The sequence below is a fragment of the Paenibacillus sp. J31R98 genome, from assembly GCF_056269245.1.
This window is the reverse complement of sequence record NZ_JBWDNO010000001.1, coordinates 996,298-1,013,108: the sequence shown is the minus strand read 5'-3', so window position 1 is coordinate 1,013,108 and position 16,811 is coordinate 996,298. Positions and strand designations below refer to the sequence as shown.

Annotated in this window: 20 protein-coding genes and 3 pseudogenes; 8 read left to right on the top strand and 15 right to left on the bottom strand. The window is 48.0% G+C overall.

Annotation, left to right across the window (positions count from 1 at the left end; genetic code table 11):
- Together AC0YNX_RS04620 and AC0YNX_RS04615 are read right to left on the bottom strand one after the other, a co-directional pair.
- Window positions 1-639, bottom strand: a complete 639-nt coding sequence (locus tag AC0YNX_RS04620) for an HD domain-containing protein (RefSeq protein WP_475814457.1) — start codon at window positions 637-639, stop codon at window positions 1-3.
- 27 nt (window positions 640-666) lie between these two features.
- Complete coding sequence (locus tag AC0YNX_RS04615) at window positions 667-1,263, bottom strand: TetR/AcrR family transcriptional regulator (protein WP_475814456.1); 597 nt, start codon at window positions 1,261-1,263, stop codon at window positions 667-669.
- A 160-nt stretch (window positions 1,264-1,423) separates the two neighbouring features.
- On the opposite strand from AC0YNX_RS04615, the gene AC0YNX_RS04610 reads away from it, so the two are divergent.
- The 5 genes and pseudogenes from AC0YNX_RS04610 to AC0YNX_RS04590 all read left to right on the top strand — a co-directional run bounded on the left by AC0YNX_RS04610 (window position 1,424) and on the right by AC0YNX_RS04590 (window position 4,634).
- Window positions 1,424-2,620 (top strand): MFS transporter, encoded by a 1,197-nt coding sequence (locus tag AC0YNX_RS04610; protein ID WP_475814455.1) that lies wholly within the window; start codon window positions 1,424-1,426, stop codon window positions 2,618-2,620.
- Between the two features lie 77 nt (window positions 2,621-2,697).
- Window positions 2,698-3,300, top strand: a complete 603-nt coding sequence (locus AC0YNX_RS04605; RefSeq protein WP_475814454.1) for a DUF1003 domain-containing protein — start codon at window positions 2,698-2,700, stop codon at window positions 3,298-3,300.
- 101 nt (window positions 3,301-3,401) lie between these two features.
- A pseudogene (locus tag AC0YNX_RS04600) lies at window positions 3,402-3,509 on the top strand (MerR family DNA-binding transcriptional regulator); the annotation flags it as partial.
- A gap of 13 nt (window positions 3,510-3,522) precedes the next feature.
- Window positions 3,523-3,660 carry a hypothetical protein gene (locus AC0YNX_RS04595; protein ID WP_475815208.1) on the top strand — a complete coding sequence of 46 codons (138 nt, stop codon included), beginning with the start codon at window positions 3,523-3,525 and terminating at the stop codon, window positions 3,658-3,660.
- A gap of 8 nt (window positions 3,661-3,668) precedes the next feature.
- Window positions 3,669-4,634: an oxidoreductase gene (locus AC0YNX_RS04590; RefSeq protein WP_475815178.1), complete on the top strand. Its 966-nt coding sequence runs from the start codon at window positions 3,669-3,671 to the stop codon at window positions 4,632-4,634.
- Here AC0YNX_RS04590 and AC0YNX_RS04585 read toward each other — a convergent pair.
- From AC0YNX_RS04585 to AC0YNX_RS04570, 4 genes and pseudogenes are all read right to left on the bottom strand, one after another.
- Entirely contained in the window at window positions 4,618-5,496 is an 879-nt protein-coding gene (locus AC0YNX_RS04585; RefSeq protein ID WP_475814453.1) for an FAD binding domain-containing protein, read from the bottom strand. The two genes, AC0YNX_RS04590 and AC0YNX_RS04585, sit on opposite strands and share 17 nt — an antisense overlap.
- A complete protein-coding gene (locus tag AC0YNX_RS04580) occupies window positions 5,490-5,954 on the bottom strand; it encodes a (2Fe-2S)-binding protein (protein WP_475814452.1) in 465 nt (154 codons plus the stop codon). Before AC0YNX_RS04580 ends, AC0YNX_RS04585 begins: the two co-directional genes overlap by 7 nt.
- A complete protein-coding gene (locus AC0YNX_RS04575) occupies window positions 5,951-6,901 on the bottom strand; it encodes a xanthine dehydrogenase family protein molybdopterin-binding subunit (RefSeq protein WP_475815177.1) in 951 nt (316 codons plus the stop codon). The genes AC0YNX_RS04580 and AC0YNX_RS04575 overlap by 4 nt, the downstream gene beginning before the upstream one ends.
- 96 nt (window positions 6,902-6,997) lie before the next feature.
- Window positions 6,998-7,816 (bottom strand): annotated as a pseudogene (locus AC0YNX_RS04570) (molybdopterin cofactor-binding domain-containing protein); the annotation flags it as partial.
- Window positions 7,817-8,319: 503 nt separating this feature from the next.
- Between AC0YNX_RS04570 and AC0YNX_RS04565 the strand changes: the two are divergent.
- Complete coding sequence (locus tag AC0YNX_RS04565; RefSeq protein ID WP_475814451.1) at window positions 8,320-8,688, top strand: YhjD family protein; 369 nt, start codon at window positions 8,320-8,322, stop codon at window positions 8,686-8,688.
- 170 nt (window positions 8,689-8,858) lie between these two features.
- Here AC0YNX_RS04565 and AC0YNX_RS04560 read toward each other — a convergent pair whose 3' ends face one another.
- Complete coding sequence (locus AC0YNX_RS04560; protein WP_475814450.1) at window positions 8,859-9,107, bottom strand: hypothetical protein; 249 nt, start codon at window positions 9,105-9,107, stop codon at window positions 8,859-8,861.
- A gap of 668 nt (window positions 9,108-9,775) precedes the next feature.
- On the opposite strand from AC0YNX_RS04560, the pseudogene AC0YNX_RS04555 reads away from it, so the two are divergent.
- Window positions 9,776-10,111 (top strand): annotated as a pseudogene (locus AC0YNX_RS04555) (sporulation protein); the annotation flags it as partial.
- Window positions 10,109-10,363 (top strand): excalibur calcium-binding domain-containing protein, encoded by a 255-nt coding sequence (locus AC0YNX_RS04550; RefSeq protein ID WP_475815176.1) that lies wholly within the window; start codon window positions 10,109-10,111, stop codon window positions 10,361-10,363. The pseudogene AC0YNX_RS04555 and the gene AC0YNX_RS04550, both read left to right, overlap by 3 nt.
- A gap of 159 nt (window positions 10,364-10,522) precedes the next feature.
- On the opposite strand, the gene AC0YNX_RS04545 is transcribed toward AC0YNX_RS04550, so the two are convergent.
- The 8 genes from AC0YNX_RS04545 to AC0YNX_RS04510 form a co-directional block, all read right to left on the bottom strand.
- Complete coding sequence (locus tag AC0YNX_RS04545) at window positions 10,523-11,140, bottom strand: nucleotidyltransferase family protein (protein ID WP_475814449.1); 618 nt, start codon at window positions 11,138-11,140, stop codon at window positions 10,523-10,525.
- A 19-nt stretch (window positions 11,141-11,159) separates the two neighbouring features.
- On the bottom strand, window positions 11,160-11,477 hold the full coding sequence (locus AC0YNX_RS04540) for an XdhC family protein (protein WP_475814448.1): 318 nt from the start codon (window positions 11,475-11,477) through the stop codon (window positions 11,160-11,162).
- Between the two features lie 12 nt (window positions 11,478-11,489).
- Window positions 11,490-12,305 (bottom strand): XdhC family protein, encoded by an 816-nt coding sequence (locus AC0YNX_RS04535; protein ID WP_475814447.1) that lies wholly within the window; start codon window positions 12,303-12,305, stop codon window positions 11,490-11,492.
- 141 nt (window positions 12,306-12,446) lie between these two features.
- Window positions 12,447-12,890 carry a peptide-methionine (R)-S-oxide reductase MsrB gene (gene msrB / locus AC0YNX_RS04530; protein ID WP_475814446.1) on the bottom strand — a complete coding sequence of 148 codons (444 nt, stop codon included), beginning with the start codon at window positions 12,888-12,890 and terminating at the stop codon, window positions 12,447-12,449.
- Window positions 12,887-13,369, bottom strand: coding sequence for a peptide-methionine (S)-S-oxide reductase MsrA (gene msrA / locus AC0YNX_RS04525; protein WP_475814445.1), 483 nt, complete (start codon window positions 13,367-13,369; stop codon window positions 12,887-12,889). The genes msrB and msrA (AC0YNX_RS04525) overlap by 4 nt, the downstream gene beginning before the upstream one ends.
- A 27-nt stretch (window positions 13,370-13,396) precedes the next feature.
- The gene (msrA, locus tag AC0YNX_RS04520) at window positions 13,397-14,542 is read right to left on the bottom strand and encodes a peptide-methionine (S)-S-oxide reductase MsrA (RefSeq protein WP_475814444.1); all 1,146 of its coding nucleotides are present in this window, start codon (window positions 14,540-14,542) and stop codon (window positions 13,397-13,399) included.
- 364 nt (window positions 14,543-14,906) lie between these two features.
- Window positions 14,907-15,569 (bottom strand): response regulator, encoded by a 663-nt coding sequence (locus AC0YNX_RS04515; RefSeq protein ID WP_475814443.1) that lies wholly within the window; start codon window positions 15,567-15,569, stop codon window positions 14,907-14,909.
- Window positions 15,570-15,572: 3 nt separating this feature from the next.
- Complete coding sequence (locus AC0YNX_RS04510) at window positions 15,573-16,733, bottom strand: sensor histidine kinase (RefSeq protein WP_475814442.1); 1,161 nt, start codon at window positions 16,731-16,733, stop codon at window positions 15,573-15,575.
- Window positions 16,734-16,811: the final 78 nt, after the last annotated feature.

Below are 16,811 nucleotides of genomic sequence, written 5' to 3'. Positions count from 1 at the left end.
CTACTCATCCCATCTGGAATGAAGAACATGCTGGCAGAAGTTGGGCCGTTTGAATCCCGGAAGAAACATCTCACAGACGTCGGCATTGATCGTGCCGTAAGTCGTTTCCGGCTTGTATCCGAATCCATCCAAGAAAGCATGCAAGATCTTATGCTTGAAATCGTTTCGAGGAAAGGCTTTGACGACCTGCTCTCGCGTTGCGGCCGAGATGAGATCGAAGTTCTTCCCCACCACATCATAGCCAACGCCGAAATTCATAAGCGCTGCTTCGGCTTCTTTATATTCCACGATTCCTGTGGTCGTGTGAAGAGCAACAGCATCCCATACGAGCCGGATAGACTCCTCAGGGACACCTCTGCTCTGGAGAAAATCGCGGGCAGCATTTGCCCCATCGACCTCGAAGCGTTTGTCTGCGCTTCGGAATGCGGCAGTGAGGCCAAGATCATGAAACAGCGAGCTAATATAGAGTAGTTCGGGGTCATATTTGATTTGATTGAGGTTACCCTTCATAGCTGCAAACAAGAATACCCGGTTCGAGTGGTTCCACAACAGCTCGTCGCCATGCTCGCGCAATAATTCAGCTGCTTGGGCGGCTAGCTTACTGTCGGGTATCTTAATATCTGCGATTAATTGAGACATCGCTAACTCCCCCTCACATACCTTGTGTCATCCATTACCTACAGTTTCTCCAAGCATCCGTTCAATAATTTGCTGAAAAGCCAGCTTTTTGTGCGATAGCTCTCCCTCAGGCCATGCGAATATGCCAGGGTCAAACATGAGATGAATCCCAGTGAGCAAGTATTCGGCTGTTTCTTGCAGATGCTGAATACGGAAGTTGCCTGCTGCGACGCCTTGCTCCAAAATTCGCACGACATAGGGCACGCTTAGTTGGATGGTCTGTACGAGGACTCTCTGATGGATGAACGCGTTGTTCTCGTGATGGAGAAACGCAAGTAAGCTGCCGTCCCCCTCTTGACTAGGCGAATCTCCTCGCACAAGGGCATCAAGTTTATCTCTCGCTGCCAGATCGCTCTCGACTAATGCTTTGACCATATTCACTTTCTCTGTAACCAAGCCTTCAACAATCGCTGCCAGGATGTCGGCTTTCGTCTTGAAGTGATAATAGAACGTCCCTTGTGCCACGCCTATCGTTTTGACGATATCGCTGACCGCTGTTTGTTCGAAACCTTTCTGGCCAAATAGCGCTAAAGCAACATCTATGATTTCTTGGCGTCTGATGTCCGGTTTCTTGGATATTCGCATCGTGAACACAATCCTTCCCGTTGTTAGTTCCTTATTCGTATTGTAAGAATTGACTGACTTTAAGTCAAACTATTGACTGACTGACTATTAGTCAGTAAAATGAAAGACATCAGATAACAACTGACTGATCGTCAGTCACTTACGAAAGGAGTCGATAATCATGAAACTCAAACTCATCTTGTACATGCTTGGATTCAGTGCTTTTGCCGGTTCTCTCGGACAGAATTTATACACTCCTCTGCTCTCCGATATGCAGCACGAACTGCATACTTCGAACGATATGATGAGCTTGACCGTGTCCTTATTCCTTGTCGCGCTCGCAGTCATGCAGGTCGTGTTCGGATCACTCGCCGATTCGAAAGGCAGAAAGAAAATTCTCATACCGGCACTAGTTATTTACACAGTAGCGTCGCTCGGCTGCGCATTGTCGCATTCCATTGGCCTGTTTCTGGCTTTCCGCATTTTTCAAGGGATCGGATCAGCAGCAATTCCAGTGGTAGGTGCGGCCGTTATCGGTGATCTGTTCCGCGGCAATGAACTTTCCAAAGGGATGGCTACGTACCAACTGATGCTGCTTGTCGCTCCGGCTGTCGGACCGCTGCTCGGCGGATTGATCGGTGAGCGGTTCGGTTACCAAGGCGTATTTCTATTCTTGACCGTTCTCATCCTTATTCTGCTGATCGCCAACATGAAGCTGCTGGCCGAGACTCGCCCTCAAGGAGCGGTGACTGCGCCATTAGCTTTGAAATCGTTCGGCGTTGTATTTCGCGATTCCTTTAGCGCGGTTGTCTTGCTCTACGGCTTCGTGCAGTTCGCCGTTTACTTGGTCTATATCGTATTCCTGCCGCATATTCTCAGCGATTATTATGGTATGTCGGCAAGCAAGATCGGCATTGTCCTGCTCGTTATGTCAGCTTGCACCATCGCCAGCATTCGGATCGGCAGCTGGATGCGTAACAAACTCGGCAACAAAACAAGCCTGATCGGTACATTCCTCAGCCAGTCGTGCACCGTCATTCTGTTTGCGCTAACAGCCGGTTTGTCGCTGCCGGCACTGATTGCTGATGTTGCTTTGTTCGGTTTGGCCATGGGATTGACCGTATCGCTGCCAATGACTATCTTGGCGGAACAATTTCCGGAGGAGCGTGCCACAGCTGTCGGTGTATACAACTTTATTCGCTATCTAGGCATGGCCGCCGGTCCGGTAATCGGTGCGAAATTGTACGTTGCACATCATCTGGAGACTTTGTTCCTAACTTGCGGCGCAGCATTTCTCGTTCTGGTGATCGTAGGAGCCGTGTGGATCGGCATGAAACGAACAGCTTCGGATCGAGGCCAATTCATGGGGGCCAATTGAATATGAACGTCCGAATGGGTAAACCCTAACAGCAGTGAAAATAAGCACGAATTGCATGCCAAGGCGGAGATTGAACAGTGGATACGAACCATGCAATAACCGATGCCGAATTCGATGAAGCTTCCATCATTCAAGGCTTTGACATTGAGCTCAGCGAGAAGAACGCCCAGCGCATCGACGGATTGGTCGACGATTACGAGAAAAGCATACTGAGCCGCGTGGATGAAGAGTATTCGGTTAATTCTTCCTTCTCAGATCGCCTCGCCGATAACATCGCCAAGCTTGGCGGGAGCTGGATATTCATCGGATACTTCGGCGGATTCCTTGTGGTTTGGATGATCTGGAATACGATTCCATTTATCACATCGTTTCATTTTGACGAACCGCCGTTTATTCTGCTGAACTTGTGCTTGTCATTTCTGGCTGCTTTCCAAGCGCCGATCATCATGATGAGCCAGAATCGGCAAAATGCCCGGGACAAGCACGAGTCGGTCATCGATTTCGCCATCAACTATAAGGCTGAACAAGAAATCGAGGATATGCAGAACCATCTGCACCGCATTGAAGCAAACGGTGTCCGCAACAAGGAACAGTTCAACGCTGAACTGGTGCAGATCAAACAGCTCCTTGCTTCGATTGAATCGAAATTGGCGGATAACAAAAAACCATCGTCTTCTTGAGGCGATGGTTTTTTCAATCATAAAGAATGGATAGCCAGCACATTCATATGCGCATTGACATGGAGTACACTCCATACGCTATGATGCGTTCGAGGAGGTGAATGATCGAGGTGGAGCGGATATATAGAATATCAGAAATCGCCAATGAGACCGGTCTTAGCTATGATACGATTCGTTATTATGAGAAAAGCGGTCTGCTCCCGCCTGTTGAACGGATGAATAATGGACAGAAGGCTTCATCAGCACAAGATTCAAATCGAGTTACAGATGGCCGAAACAGAAGATGCGCTTGCCATGATAACACGCAAACTCGAACATTTTCAAGAATTGATGTCACGTTCAGGCTTAGGAGGCAAATAATTGTGCAAATAGAAATGGACTACAATACGACACCACAGCATCCTATACATTCGGGTTTCGGTCCGAAAACCACCGCTCAAGAAGTTCTTGATAAACTTGACCTGAGCGGTAAGCATGCAATCGTAACAGGCGGGTACTCCGGCGTCGGTCTTGAAACGACGCGGGCATTAGCTCAAGCAGGCGCGAAGGTCATCGTCCCTGCACGCACTCCGGACAAAGCCTCTCAGATGGTTGCGGGTATTCCTGGCGTAGAACTCGAAGCATTGGATCTCTTCAGCCCCTCTTCTATCGATTCATTTGCCCAGAGGTATTTGGATTCAGGTCGTCCGCTAGATATGCTTATTAATAATGCAGGCATCATGGCTCCGCCGCTTGTACGCGACGCCCGCGGCTTTGAATCCCAATTCGCAACCAATCATCTCGGTCATTTCCAATTGACCGCAAGGCTATGGCCAGCCTTGAAACAAGCAGACAAGGCTCGAGTCGTTTCGGTATCCTCAACCGGCATCCGATTCGGTGGCGTTGACTTTGAAGACCCCAACTTTGAGCACCAAGAGTACAACAAATGGAAAGCATATGGGCAGTCTAAATCGGCCAATGCGTTATTTGCGGTTGAGCTGGATCGCCTGGGATATCAACATGGTGTTCGCGCATTCTCCGTTCATCCCGGCAGAATTATGACTGACTTGGTTCGCCATATGTCGGAAGAAGAGAAAATTGCGGCAGGCGGAGAATTCAAAACGGCCGAACAAGGCGCAGCTACCAGCATATGGTGTGCGACAAGCCCTCAATTAGATGGAAAAGGCGGCGTATATTGTATGGATGTGGATATTGCCGAACTGATATCACCGGATGGCTTAGATGGCTTGGGACAAGTTGTACAAGGCGTGTTTCCTTGGGCTATAGATCCTGCTTTAGCGGCCAGGCTGTGGCAGCTCAGCGAGGAAATGACAGGCGTTAAGTTTCTGAAGTAATCATCTTTGTGTTCTCCAGAAAGTGACGCAATAAACGGAGTGCCACTGTCTTCCGATAAACCGCCGTGGAGCGGTGATCGTCGATTGGGTGTAGAATGTGATCGTAATCAGCAACAACCGCATCGATGATCTGATCATTGAGCGGGAAGGCTTGCCCCGATAATTTATGTTCAATATCCATCGCGCGCACAACGGTTGGTCCTACAGCGCCGAAGGCAAAGCGTGCATCACGAATCATGCCATTCTCCGAGCGCATTGATGCTGCGAATGAGATTTTTGCGATGGCATCTGCTCTTCTGTTTGCCACTTTCTCAAATGTAAAGTGAGTACGATCCTCCAGCAACTCTGGCAAGATAACTTCAGTGACCAATTCATCTTGATTCCTTGAAACTTTTCTTGGTCCTTGAATAAAATCATGAAGCTCGACTACCCGTTCGCCTTTAGCGGACCTTAGTCGTACTCTCGCATTGCAAATATATAACAATGGCAATGTATCCCCTGCAGGGGATGCATTGCATATATTTCCGCCAATCGTGCCTCGATTCCGAATCGCCGGCGCAGCAATTTCATGTATGGCTTTCTTGATAATCTTCGGTATGAGGGCATGTTCCATCATTTCGCTATAAGTGCAGCAAGTGCCAATATGAAGATCTTTCCCCTTCTCATAAATCTGTTTTAACTCCTGTAAATGATCAATAAAAACAACAGGTTTATCAAAGTTTGCCGGAGCGCCTCGCGGACTTTTACGTTGTACCATGGCATCCGTGCCGCCTGCGATGATGAGGCATTCTTCTTTGCTCAGCCTGGAGATGGTATCATCCAAGCTTATCTCCCGGTAGGAAGTTATGGCGTTCATTACCATAAGCCATCCCCCTTCTTCGCGGCCAAGTCAATCGCATCAACAATCATATTGTAGCCGGTACAGCGGCACAAATTGCCGGAGATTCCTACACGAATCTCATCTTCAGTAGGATGAGGATTGTTCATGAGCAGGGCTGCGCTTGCCATAACCATTCCCGGTATGCAGAAGCCGCATTGAACCGCGCCCGCTTCAGAGTAACATTCGCTTAACACACGGAACTGCTCCGTGCTGCAATATCCATCAATGGTAACGATGTCCTTTCCTTCGATGGAGCCAATGGGAATAAGGCAGCTATTCTGCAAACGATTATTGACTAGGACACTGCAAGTTCCGCATTCTCCCTCGCCGCAGCCTTCTTTGGAGCCGATTAATCGGAACTCATCCCTTAATAAGTCGATTAATCTTACGGTAGAAGGAGCTTCTGTTTCTACCTCCGTTCCATTCAGACGGAATTTCATCCATGGCTCCCTCCCTTCTTCATCAAGCTGTCTATAATCAATTCCGGTGTGATGGGGATGTGATAGAAGTCGACCTGCAATGCATTCTCGATTGCTGCTTGCACCGCGGGAGCCCCTCCGGTCAGCGGCAATTCACCTACGCCTTTCGCGCCATAAGGTCCGCCCGCGAATGGATTATCATACAGCTTGCTTTCGATTCGGACGACATCCATAGCGGTAGGAGGCCCGTAGTCTGATATGCTCTTCTGCTCTATTCGGCCTCGATTAGACGTCATTTTCTCCATACTCCCGTAAGCGAGTCCCTGTGCCATGCCGCCATCGATCTGACCTTTAACGATCTGTTCATCGATTGCTTTGCCGATATCGAACCCGCCGTAAACCTTCTCCACTTTCACAAATCCGGTTAAGGTATCCACTTCGAGCTCCACGATATTCACTCCCCACGAATAAGCAGGGTACGCGTCCCCCGTAAATTTGCTCTCATCCCACGGGATCATTTGTTCATGAACATAATGTTCAATCACTTCTTGAGCTGCGCCATCTTGCCACTGCGCCTTTAACTTACTTGCGGCTCGTTCCAGCAATTTGCCGACAATCATCGTGGTTCTGGATGCTACGGTTGGACCGGAATCCGGAACTACCTTCGTATCTGGATAGGGGAACGAAATAGCATCGTAAGGCAATCCAATTACATTCGCTACAATCTTGCACATCGAGGTAATCGCGCCTTGACCCATATCCGAGTTGGAAATCTTGATTAATACTTGATCGTTTTCATCTTTGGCTAACTTCACTATAGCTTTAATATGGTCTCGTTCACCGCTCCCTGTGAATCCACAGCCATGCAGGAAAAGGGAAGCACCGATTCCTTTTTTGTAGCGTTTATTCTGCTTGTTCAAGTTATGAAAGGCTTCTCTCTTCTTCGCATAGTCCGTCGTTTGCAGCATGTCATTGATCATATTGTCCATCAATACCGGATCCTTGAACCTGCCGCCCGTAATGGTGGGATCACCTTGTTTCACCAAGTAGTTCCGTTTATAGGCAATGGGATCCATGTTCAGCTTGCTGCTGATGTGTCCGAGAACACTTTCAATGGCTGCAAAGCTTTGAGGCGCGCCAAAACCTCTGAAAGCTCCATTGGGCACCGTATTGGTCTTCAGCGCATACCCTTTCGCATGGAAATGCGGTATTCGATATACACCCGCACTGTTCAATAAACACCTCTGCAGGACAACTGGACTTAAACCAGCATTTGCCCCGCCGTTAAGATACAACTCCACTGTCATACTTAGGATCTTTCACTGATCATCTAGAGCGGTTCGGTATTTGAATATCGCGGGATGTCTCTTCGTCGTTGCTTCAAAGTCTTCGGCCCGGTCAAACAGCAGCATGACCGGTTTCTGGACAACCTTAGCCGCAATGCCAACGTGACAAGCCATCATGGAAGGGAAATCTTCTTTCCCGCCAAATCCGCCGCCAGTTGGACTCTGTATGACACGCACCTCATCTTCCCCGCAAGCTAGAGCGCTGACCAAGGCATTCTTCACATAATAAAGACATTGCATCGACCCTTGTACAAGAATTTCTTGATCGTTATAAATCCCAAGCATGCCTTGTGGTTCCAGATAGACATGTTCTTGATAGCCTGTCTCATACTCTTCCTCTATGACTAAGTACGCATTTGCTTCGATTGCTTGTATCACTTCGAGGCTTTCTCCGAATTCATGACTAGCGAATACGCCCGTATGATCCTTTTGCCGAATGGCTTCCTCCAGAGTAAAGATGGCTTGATGTTCTTCAATATCCACCTCTGCTTCTTCTATTAATTGATGGAGCACAGCCAGATTTGGGCCAACGAGCATAAATATAGGTTCGCCAATATAATTGACCCATTCATCCGCAAAGATCGGTTGATCCTGATGCAGCAACTTCACAAAATTTGCTCCGGCGGAGATGTGTTCTGCCCCTATCTTGACGTAACCTGCAGGCAGCTGCGGCAGCTGGATCGATCGTACTTTCCCGTAAGCGACAGGAGAGCGAGACAAGACACCATAGAGCATTGAATCTGGTTTCAAGTCGCCAATATAAGCGAGCTGACCGGATACTTTCCCATCGTGATCTTTCTTTTTCACTGGGCTACTTATATCCTTCGCCTGCATGGGAACAGCCTCCTTATGGTTGTTAGTAACATAAACTGAGTTAAACATTCTAAAAGTCTCCTAATACAAGCTTATGCCGACTGAGATATGCTCATGAACTGAGTAGCTTTACTGATACCGCAATTATTCACTTTATTGGTAAACGGGTTAGTTAGTCAGTTGATAAAGAACAAGTGTTCGCATATACTACCATTGAGGTGATATGTGTGAATTCGACACCAGAAGAAATTGTGATGATTAAAGAGTGCTGCTTGTTGCCGATCATGCTGGATGTCGTTGAGAAGCAACGTTTGGAGATGGATAAGTCTACATCACCAATGAAGACCCTGTACTTGGCAGCTCTCGTCAGACTGCAGGATACTATTCATTCCGATCTTGTGAATACTCGAAAGCATCTCCGTGCCGCAGACATCAAGATGTGGAAGGTCGATAACGCTGAAGTACGTGAGAAATCGGCGTTCAAATACGAATACTCGAATAAAGGCTACCGCGGTGTATTCGAGATGCTAAGAAGTCTTGTTAGGGCAGAAATTGCGAAGAAGTTTGGGCAGTATATTGCGGCAGTATTCAAGTAATCTGCTTTGTTCCATATGACATACGCGTAGAGATGTACAATTGCAAAAAAAAGAACCGTTGGGATTTACCCTCACGGTTCTTTTTCTCATCTCACAATAAACAATGGCTGCTGCTCGGACTCCTTCACTCGCTCAGCAATGCATTCAAGACGAGCGAGCGTCATAACAAGTTATGGGTGTTGAACACTTACACCGTTGAATCTGAAATCCTCATATCCTGCATCAAGTACGACATTAATTTTGCCCACGTTATCAATCGATGGGAAGAAGATGGTTGAATGTGCTGTAACTCCCGGCTCGATAGAGTCCGGCGCTTTTTCAACATCGACTTTATCATAGTAGCGTTCAAAATTGAAATCATGGTCATAATTGTACTGTTTCCCATTGAAAACAACCTTAGCCAGTGAGTCAGCCGTCATTAGAGACTTATCTGTATTATTCGTGTAAGAGACATACAGGCGAAGAGAGTCATTGTCCTGTACAACCTTGTCGATCTTGAGTGTTACATTATTAATGGTGATTGCGTTACCGGATGGAGCTCCTGTGCTTGTACCATCCGTCGAAACGCTGTTCCGATAACAGATGCAACAATAATTTTCTTCATTTCAAGTATGCCCCTTAATAGTTTTATATTCCCATTGATTTTACTGTGAAAGTATCGTTTTGCATAGCAGGTAATAATTTACAACATTCCAGTTTTACAAATATTACATCGTAATGGATTAACTCCCTATAGTAGAATGGTCAATGACATTTCATACAGGGGGATTTCATTTTGCGGCTTCTAAAAGTTTTAGGTTGGTTATTTATTCCTTACATCATGATTATTTTCAATTGGAGAAGGATCGGTGCAACTGTCCGAGTCCTCGCTTTAATCTGGGCATTTATTTGCTTGTTACCTGTATTGGGTAGTATGTTACCTGGTGGTAATGAGAGTACAACTCAGACTGCAGTTATTCAAGAATCCACGACTGCACCAAAGAAGGACTCCTCTGCTACTCCTGTTACTCCTAAAGAGAATAAAACGGAACCAGTAGCGTCAGAAGCAACTACACAACAGGCTCCAAAAGCAAACAAGACAACAACACCAGCAAAGCAAGAATCATACGACATCACAATCGTATTCCCTGCCGATAAGTACCCGGAAACAGCTGCGCATATTAAAAACGCAATTAAGCATGGTGAATCGTCAGTATGCACGATTGATCGTGACGGTGCGGATGAAAACCGAAGTGAGTCTTTGGCTGGCATTCCGACAAAGAAAGAGTATGATCGGGACGAGTGGCCAATGGCAATGTGTGCAGAAGGCGGAACTGGTGCAGATATCGCTTATGTTCACTCTTCGGACAACCGCGGCTCAGGATCATGGGTCGGAAATAAACTGGAAGGCTATTCCGACGGAACGAGGGTATTATTCGTAATAGATGGCGGGAAATATTCGGCTACTCCCGAGACAGCTACGAAGAGCACGAACTCAACTTCAACTAAAAGCAGCAGCTCTACTACAAAGCAGTCATCAAGACCAACGAAGAAGCCTGCAGCACAACCATCTACACAAGTTTATTATAAAAACTGTACTGCTGTCAGAGAAGCGGGAGCAGATCCAATATATGAGGGCGACCCTGGATATAGCAGAAAGTTGGACCGTGACGGCGATGGAGTCGCATGTGAGTAGACTCCCACACAATTAGTAAACGCATCATTCAATACGATCATGAAGAACGTGAAATAATAATAGACCGCCGATCCCCTGTGATGTACCAAAAGGGAAAAGCGGTCTTCTTCATGCCTTGATACAAATGTGCTGTAAAACTCATAACTACCCTTATAGTTGTTATCTGTTCTTGCTGTATTCGTTGTAATAATTGCTGGCGAATATGTAATCTTCCGGTGTATCCAGATCCATCAGAACGCCGGGATCATCGGTATTCAAGTAATGCTTGTCATACTCTTGAAGAATCCTTCTCAGATTCTGATTCTGATCTGCCTTAGCCTCAGTAATACATGTCTTCATCTCTTCTGTTAATTTGATGGGGTGACCGGCCCTCTTCTGGTAACTCGGAATAACGATCTTCCCTTCTGCGATCGCTAAGTCCCGAATCGTATCCTTCAAGACAAGCGGAAAGTCTCCAGGCGTAATGAAGAACTGAGAGGCTTTCACTTCTCCGCAGCCTGTTTGAATCGAACTAAACATACCTCGGTCAAAGCTCGGATTATATGCGCATACGATCTCCATGTCATACGCGTTCTTCCTCTGCATCATGGTTACGGCATCATGGACCCGTTCCCACTGGAACCCGCTAACGATGATGACTCGATTGCAAATACCATCAAACTTGGAAACCGTATGCTCCAACACGGTCATTGTCCCTAAACGTAAAGTCATTTTAAATGCTGATGCTCGGCTAGAATATCCAGCTGCGAGAATGACCGCTTCCAACGATTCCGCCATATGGCCTCCTAGCTCGCCCTCAATGGATGGGTTCAATAAATACAACCTGCACACCGCCGCAGATCCCGCCATCTTCATAAAACAGTCCAGCCGTCAGATCGACCGTGTGATGGATACTCTGTTTGGTAGCGATAACCTGTATGGCGAGCTCAATCACTTCTCCTTCTCCGCAGCCCCCTCCGATGGTTCCGGCTGACGTGCCATCGGCATAAATGATCATTTTGGCGCCGGCCTTTCTTGGCGTAGAGCCCTTCGTTCTTATGACCGTAGCGAGAACCGCTTCAGCACCGTCAGCTCTAATCGTCACGATCCGTTTCAACAACTCAAGATCGGTCATTTACGCGCCCCCCTATCTGTTCACGATAAAATGGCTGATCTCTTCTTTAAGCGAATTACCGGACGCATGATTCTTCACTCGCAGAATTTCAGCCAATACGCTGACGGCAATTTCCTCAGGCGTTTGCGCGCCTATATCGAGGCCGATAGGCGCATATATGTTCTGAAATCCGATGTCCGGATATTCCTCGTGGAGTTGAGAGAACACGCCCGAGATACGTCTGCGGCTCCCAATCATGCCGATATACGGTACAGATAACTGCAGATGCAGGATCTCGCGGAGGATTGCGACATCGAATTGATGACCTCGCGTAAGAAGCACGATATATGGCTTGTCCGAAATATCCAAACTCCGGAAAAACTCCTCATAGTGCATGCATACAACCTCGTCTGCGAAAGGGAATTGTTCGGCTGTTGCGTATTGAGGCCTATCGCAAATGACCGTGATAGAAAAGCCAAGTTTATGGCCCATTTCGACCAACGGCTTGGCCACATGGCCGGCTCCCGCTACGATGAGATGCAGCGGCGGCGGATACACTTCCACAAAATACTCCAATTCACAGTCATGAAGTCGCGTGATGAACATATTCGATATTCGCTTAGCAAGTGCCGTTCTTGCATGTTCCAATAGAGGCTGCCATTGTTCTATGGCTATTTCTTGTTCGGAGAATACTTCTCCATCAGAGAACAACAAGAGCTTGGTTCCAACAGCAGCTTCTATGGTTCGTCGATTGTGATTAGAGGCATGAAGACTGATCTTGGTGACTGTGATTAAAGCAACCCCTTTGCGATTCTCGATCGAGTTGATCAGTCTCTGATAAAGTTCCATGTCTCCCGTCCTCTCTGTCAACGAATCTACATCTCTATTTATATGAGGGGAACGCTATAAATATAAGAATTTATTTCAGAGATTGAGGGCGTAAAAAAGCCCGCAGACATCGGCGTCTGCGGACTTTTTTTGCGGTTAAGATTAATCGCTGAAGTGTGCTAAGAACTCTCCGTAGCCTCTCTCCTCCAGATCGGCTTTCGGAATAAACGCCATGGAGGCAGAATTCATGCAGTATCGGAGCCCCGTTGGCTGTGGGCCGTCATTAAACACATGTCCCAAGATGGAATCGGCATTGCGGCTTCTGGCTTCGGTCGGCCCGAAGGAGAATGCCGGACGTTTCAGCACCACATTGTTCGTATCCAGAGATTTAGTAAAACTGGGCCAGCCGGTCTGCGCATCATATTTGTCCTTAGAGCTAAACAGTGGCTCACCCGAGACTATATCAACATAGATTCCCTCTGCGTCATTATCCCAGTATTCGTTGTTGAATGGCGGCTCATCGGCGCCTTTCTGAGTCACATTATATTGAAGCTTCGTCAATGTTCGCAGCTTCTCTTCTTTGTTGAACATGGAAGTGCTTCTCATTTCCCTAACCTCCAGACTTTGTTCACGCAAGCTGCTAATGTATTTTTAGCGTAATAGTCCTGATGTTCGTCCTCTGCCAAATAGAACGTTGTTGCAGCGCTAATTGTCGTTGCGATACGTTTATTGGAACGTGCAGCTGCGTCGTTTCGGGATGCTTCTGCGAGCTCTCTTTGTTGATGGGTTGCATAGAAGATGCCGGATTCCCTTAAATCTGCATTTCGCCAGAAATTGTCGAGCAACTCGTTATACGTAATCACATTCGGATTATAATGAACTTCGACTGCCTCGATATGGTCCGAGAGATGAGAAACAACTTTGTGGTAAGTTGGATTATCCATCAATCCGCCAGTATATCCGGCAAAGACATGCGAGACACCATCAAGCTTCTGAAAAGAATCCTCCATGTGCCAGAAGCAGCCACCGGCAAAAACAGCGGTTTCCAAGGGCTCATTGGCATCTATAGAATCGTTTTTCATCATAGTCATTTGAACCACCCCATTCATGTATTAGCCGATTCGTTTGCCATCCTCTTGAAAAGCTTGGACATACTCGGCGTAGCCTTGCCCTGCGAGTTGATCAATGGGAATAAACCGCAACGAGGCAGAATTCGTACAGAACCGTAGTCCGGTTGGTTCGGGACCGTCGCCGTATACATGGCCGAGGAAAGAATCCGCATAGCGGCTTCTCACTTCGGTCGTGGATGAGAATGCGCCGCCGACCTCGCGGTACACGATATGGCTAGACTCCAACGGTCTTGTGAAGCTCGCCCAGCCCGTTCCGGCGTCGAATTGGTCCTTCGAGCTGAACAACGGCTCGCCTGACACGATATCTACGTAGATACCCTCTGCCTTATTGTCCCAGTATTCGTTGTGAAACGGCGATTCGTCCTGATCATGCTGAGTAACGTTGTATTGAAGCTCCGTCAGTGAATCCAGTCTTGCCGCTTTGTCGATCACCGCATAGCGGCTCTCGAGTTTCCTCAAGACGCGATCATTTCCCCATACGCGATCGAGGTAGGCATCCCGGCCGGAGCCGATCATGTTCATTTGGAAAGCTTCAGGGTTCTTCTTGAAGAAATCCTGATGCTCATCCTCTGCTGCATAGAATGCGGCAGCCGGTGCAATGCTCGTCACGAGCAGACGATCGAATTTATGATTCGCGGCGAGCGACGCCTTCGAAGCTTCTGCTGACGCTTGCTGCTCTTTGCTGTTGTAGAAGATCGTAGAACGATATTCCGTGCCGCGGTCACCGAATTGGCCGTTAGCGTCCGTCGGGTCCGTGTTGCGCCAGAAAACCTGGAGCAGCTCATCATACGTTATCCGATCCGGGTTATACTGTACCTGTACGGCTTCGAGATGTCCCGTACTGCCGGAAGATACCTTCGAATAAGTGGGATCGGTCGTATGTCCACCCGTATATCCCGTGACGACGCTCAAGACGCCGTCTAGTTGTTCGAAAGGCTCTTCCTCGCTCCAGAAACAACCTCCGGCAAATATTGCGGTCTCGTAATTCGCAGCGGTTATTTGGTTAAGCTGATTCCGTAATCCCGACGCCTCCGCGGTACTGCGCTCATGAGACGGAGCATACACGAAGGCCAAGATCATGGCGGCAAGCCCTGCAGGCAGCGCATATCGTATTAGATTCTTTCTCATAACCCTCACCTCCGCGAGAATCGATCATGGCAGTCTGAAGCGATGAATCGATTAATAGTTCAAGAAACAATTGATTTCAAAAAAGGATCCAACCACCAGCATAGCAAGCAGAGCTATCGTCACGAACCGCAGCTTGAAGCTTGTTTTGTTCTCCATCATCGCGTTCACTCTCCTTAAACGTTTTTGGCATTGCGGGAGGTTTACTGCTCAAGCGTCCTCCTCGTTTCCTTGCCCTCTGATCTTAACAAGGAATACGATTGCGCAAATCTATTGAAAGTCATGATTTCACGCAAAAAAAAGCACCACTTCCGGTCATCGGTCATGATCAATGTCATGCCCTATGCCAAAAGTAATGCCTGCTCCATCAAATTGAATGCCGAACCGCGAATAAGGCGGCTTGCGTTCTGTCGCGGAGCCCGAGCTTCGCGATCAGGTTGGATACGTGATTCTTCGCCGTACCTTCCGTTATCGACAATGATTCCGCAATTTCCTTGTTGTTTAATCCAAGGCCTAATAAGGAGAGTATCTCCTTCTCCCGTTCGGTCAGCGTCATTAATCCTTCAGGCGCTTCCATGCTTAAAGGCTGCAGCTTAGCCGGATTCCATTCCGACATCTTCTTCATTTCCATCAGCAGCACTTCGGTTATTTCCGGTTGAAGCACGGTGCCACCGTTGTATACCGTATGAATCGCGCTTACGATCGCCTCGGAGGGCAGATCCTTCAGAAGATAGCCATGGACGCCTTTCTCGAGTACCTGCATGATTAATTCCGCGTCGTCGAACGTAGTCAGAATGAGCACCTTCGTGTCAGGAATATGCCTTAGGATCAGATCAGCCCCTTCGATGCCATCCATGCCTGGCATTCGAATATCCATCAGCACCACATCCGGCCGCTGCTCAAGCGCCTTCGTATACGCATCTCTTCCATCAATGGCCGTTCCGATGACTTCCATTCCCTCTTCCAACCCGATGATGGTCGCGAGACCCTCGCGCATGAGCCGTTGATCGTCAACTATTAGAATTCTCAATGCCTATCGCTCCATTTCCGCCGCGGAATAAGGGAATTTGACTTCCACGGCAAAGCCTGCCTGCCGATCCGCCCCTACATGTACTTCCCCATTCCACTCCCGTACTCGATCTTGCAAATTCATAATGCCGAACCCCGGCTTGATTGCCGAGGGCACATCCCCGTCATTGCGGATACGGAGAGAAAATCCGTTCTCGGCATAAGCGAGCTTGATGGCGGCTGTTCTCGCATGACCATGCTTCTGGGCATTCGTCAGCGATTCCTGCACGATGCGATAAGCGGTCAGCTGCAGCTCTCCCGGCAGCGCGACCGGCGTCCCATCTACATCAAGGGTCGTTTGGACCTCTGCCCACTTGCTAAATTCCACGGCGAGCTGCTCCAGCTTATCGCCAAGCGTTGCGGATCTAACCGGTTCATCCCGAATCGCCCTCACTGACAGACGAATGTCCTGCAACGATTCACGGAGTAATTGCTCGCATTCCATGTAGGTTTGTTCGCTGCGCTCTGCATCCAGCTTGCTCAGCTTGCGGGCTGCCTGCATTTGAACGATCAGAGCGGTCAGTTTATGACCCACGTTGTCATGCATGTCACGAGCTATCCGCACTCTCTCCTTGGCAGCACCCAGCTCCTCCGTTTGGAGCGCATACTCCTGCAGACGTGCATGGGAAGCCATCAATTCCGTGTACAATCGTTCCGTATTCTGGCGCGCCTGCCGGTAGAAATTGACCAATGCACATACGATGCCGGAGAAAATGATAAACGAGCTAGTCGTAAAATAATTGACTTCATCCAACTGCTTGTACAAATACCAATCGATACTGCCCATTGTGACCAAATAAAGAACGAGCAGCAACGCACAAGTCAGAATGAGCGTACGAGTCTTTCTGATGAACATCAGTATCGCTAAAGTCGTTATTCCGACAAAGAGGTGATTAGGGAAACCACCGCCAATATACACATACCCATATGAGGCCGACACTAAGAAATCGATGATAAGCAGTTGAAACAGCCAATTGCTCCGTCTCTGCTTGTTAAAGTAAACGGCATTGATGAGTAGAAAAGCCGCTAACGATAGGATGATGAAGCTCAGCCGCCAGAAGATCGCAATCGAATGTTCAAAATAAAAAAAACCAGTCAGTGCCAGATCGAACGCGAATTTCAGCATGAAAAGCAATTTATACACAAGAGGACGCGAGTTTCTTCCTCTGGATTCAGGCTTCCTCCATTGTTCGTCAAGCATTCA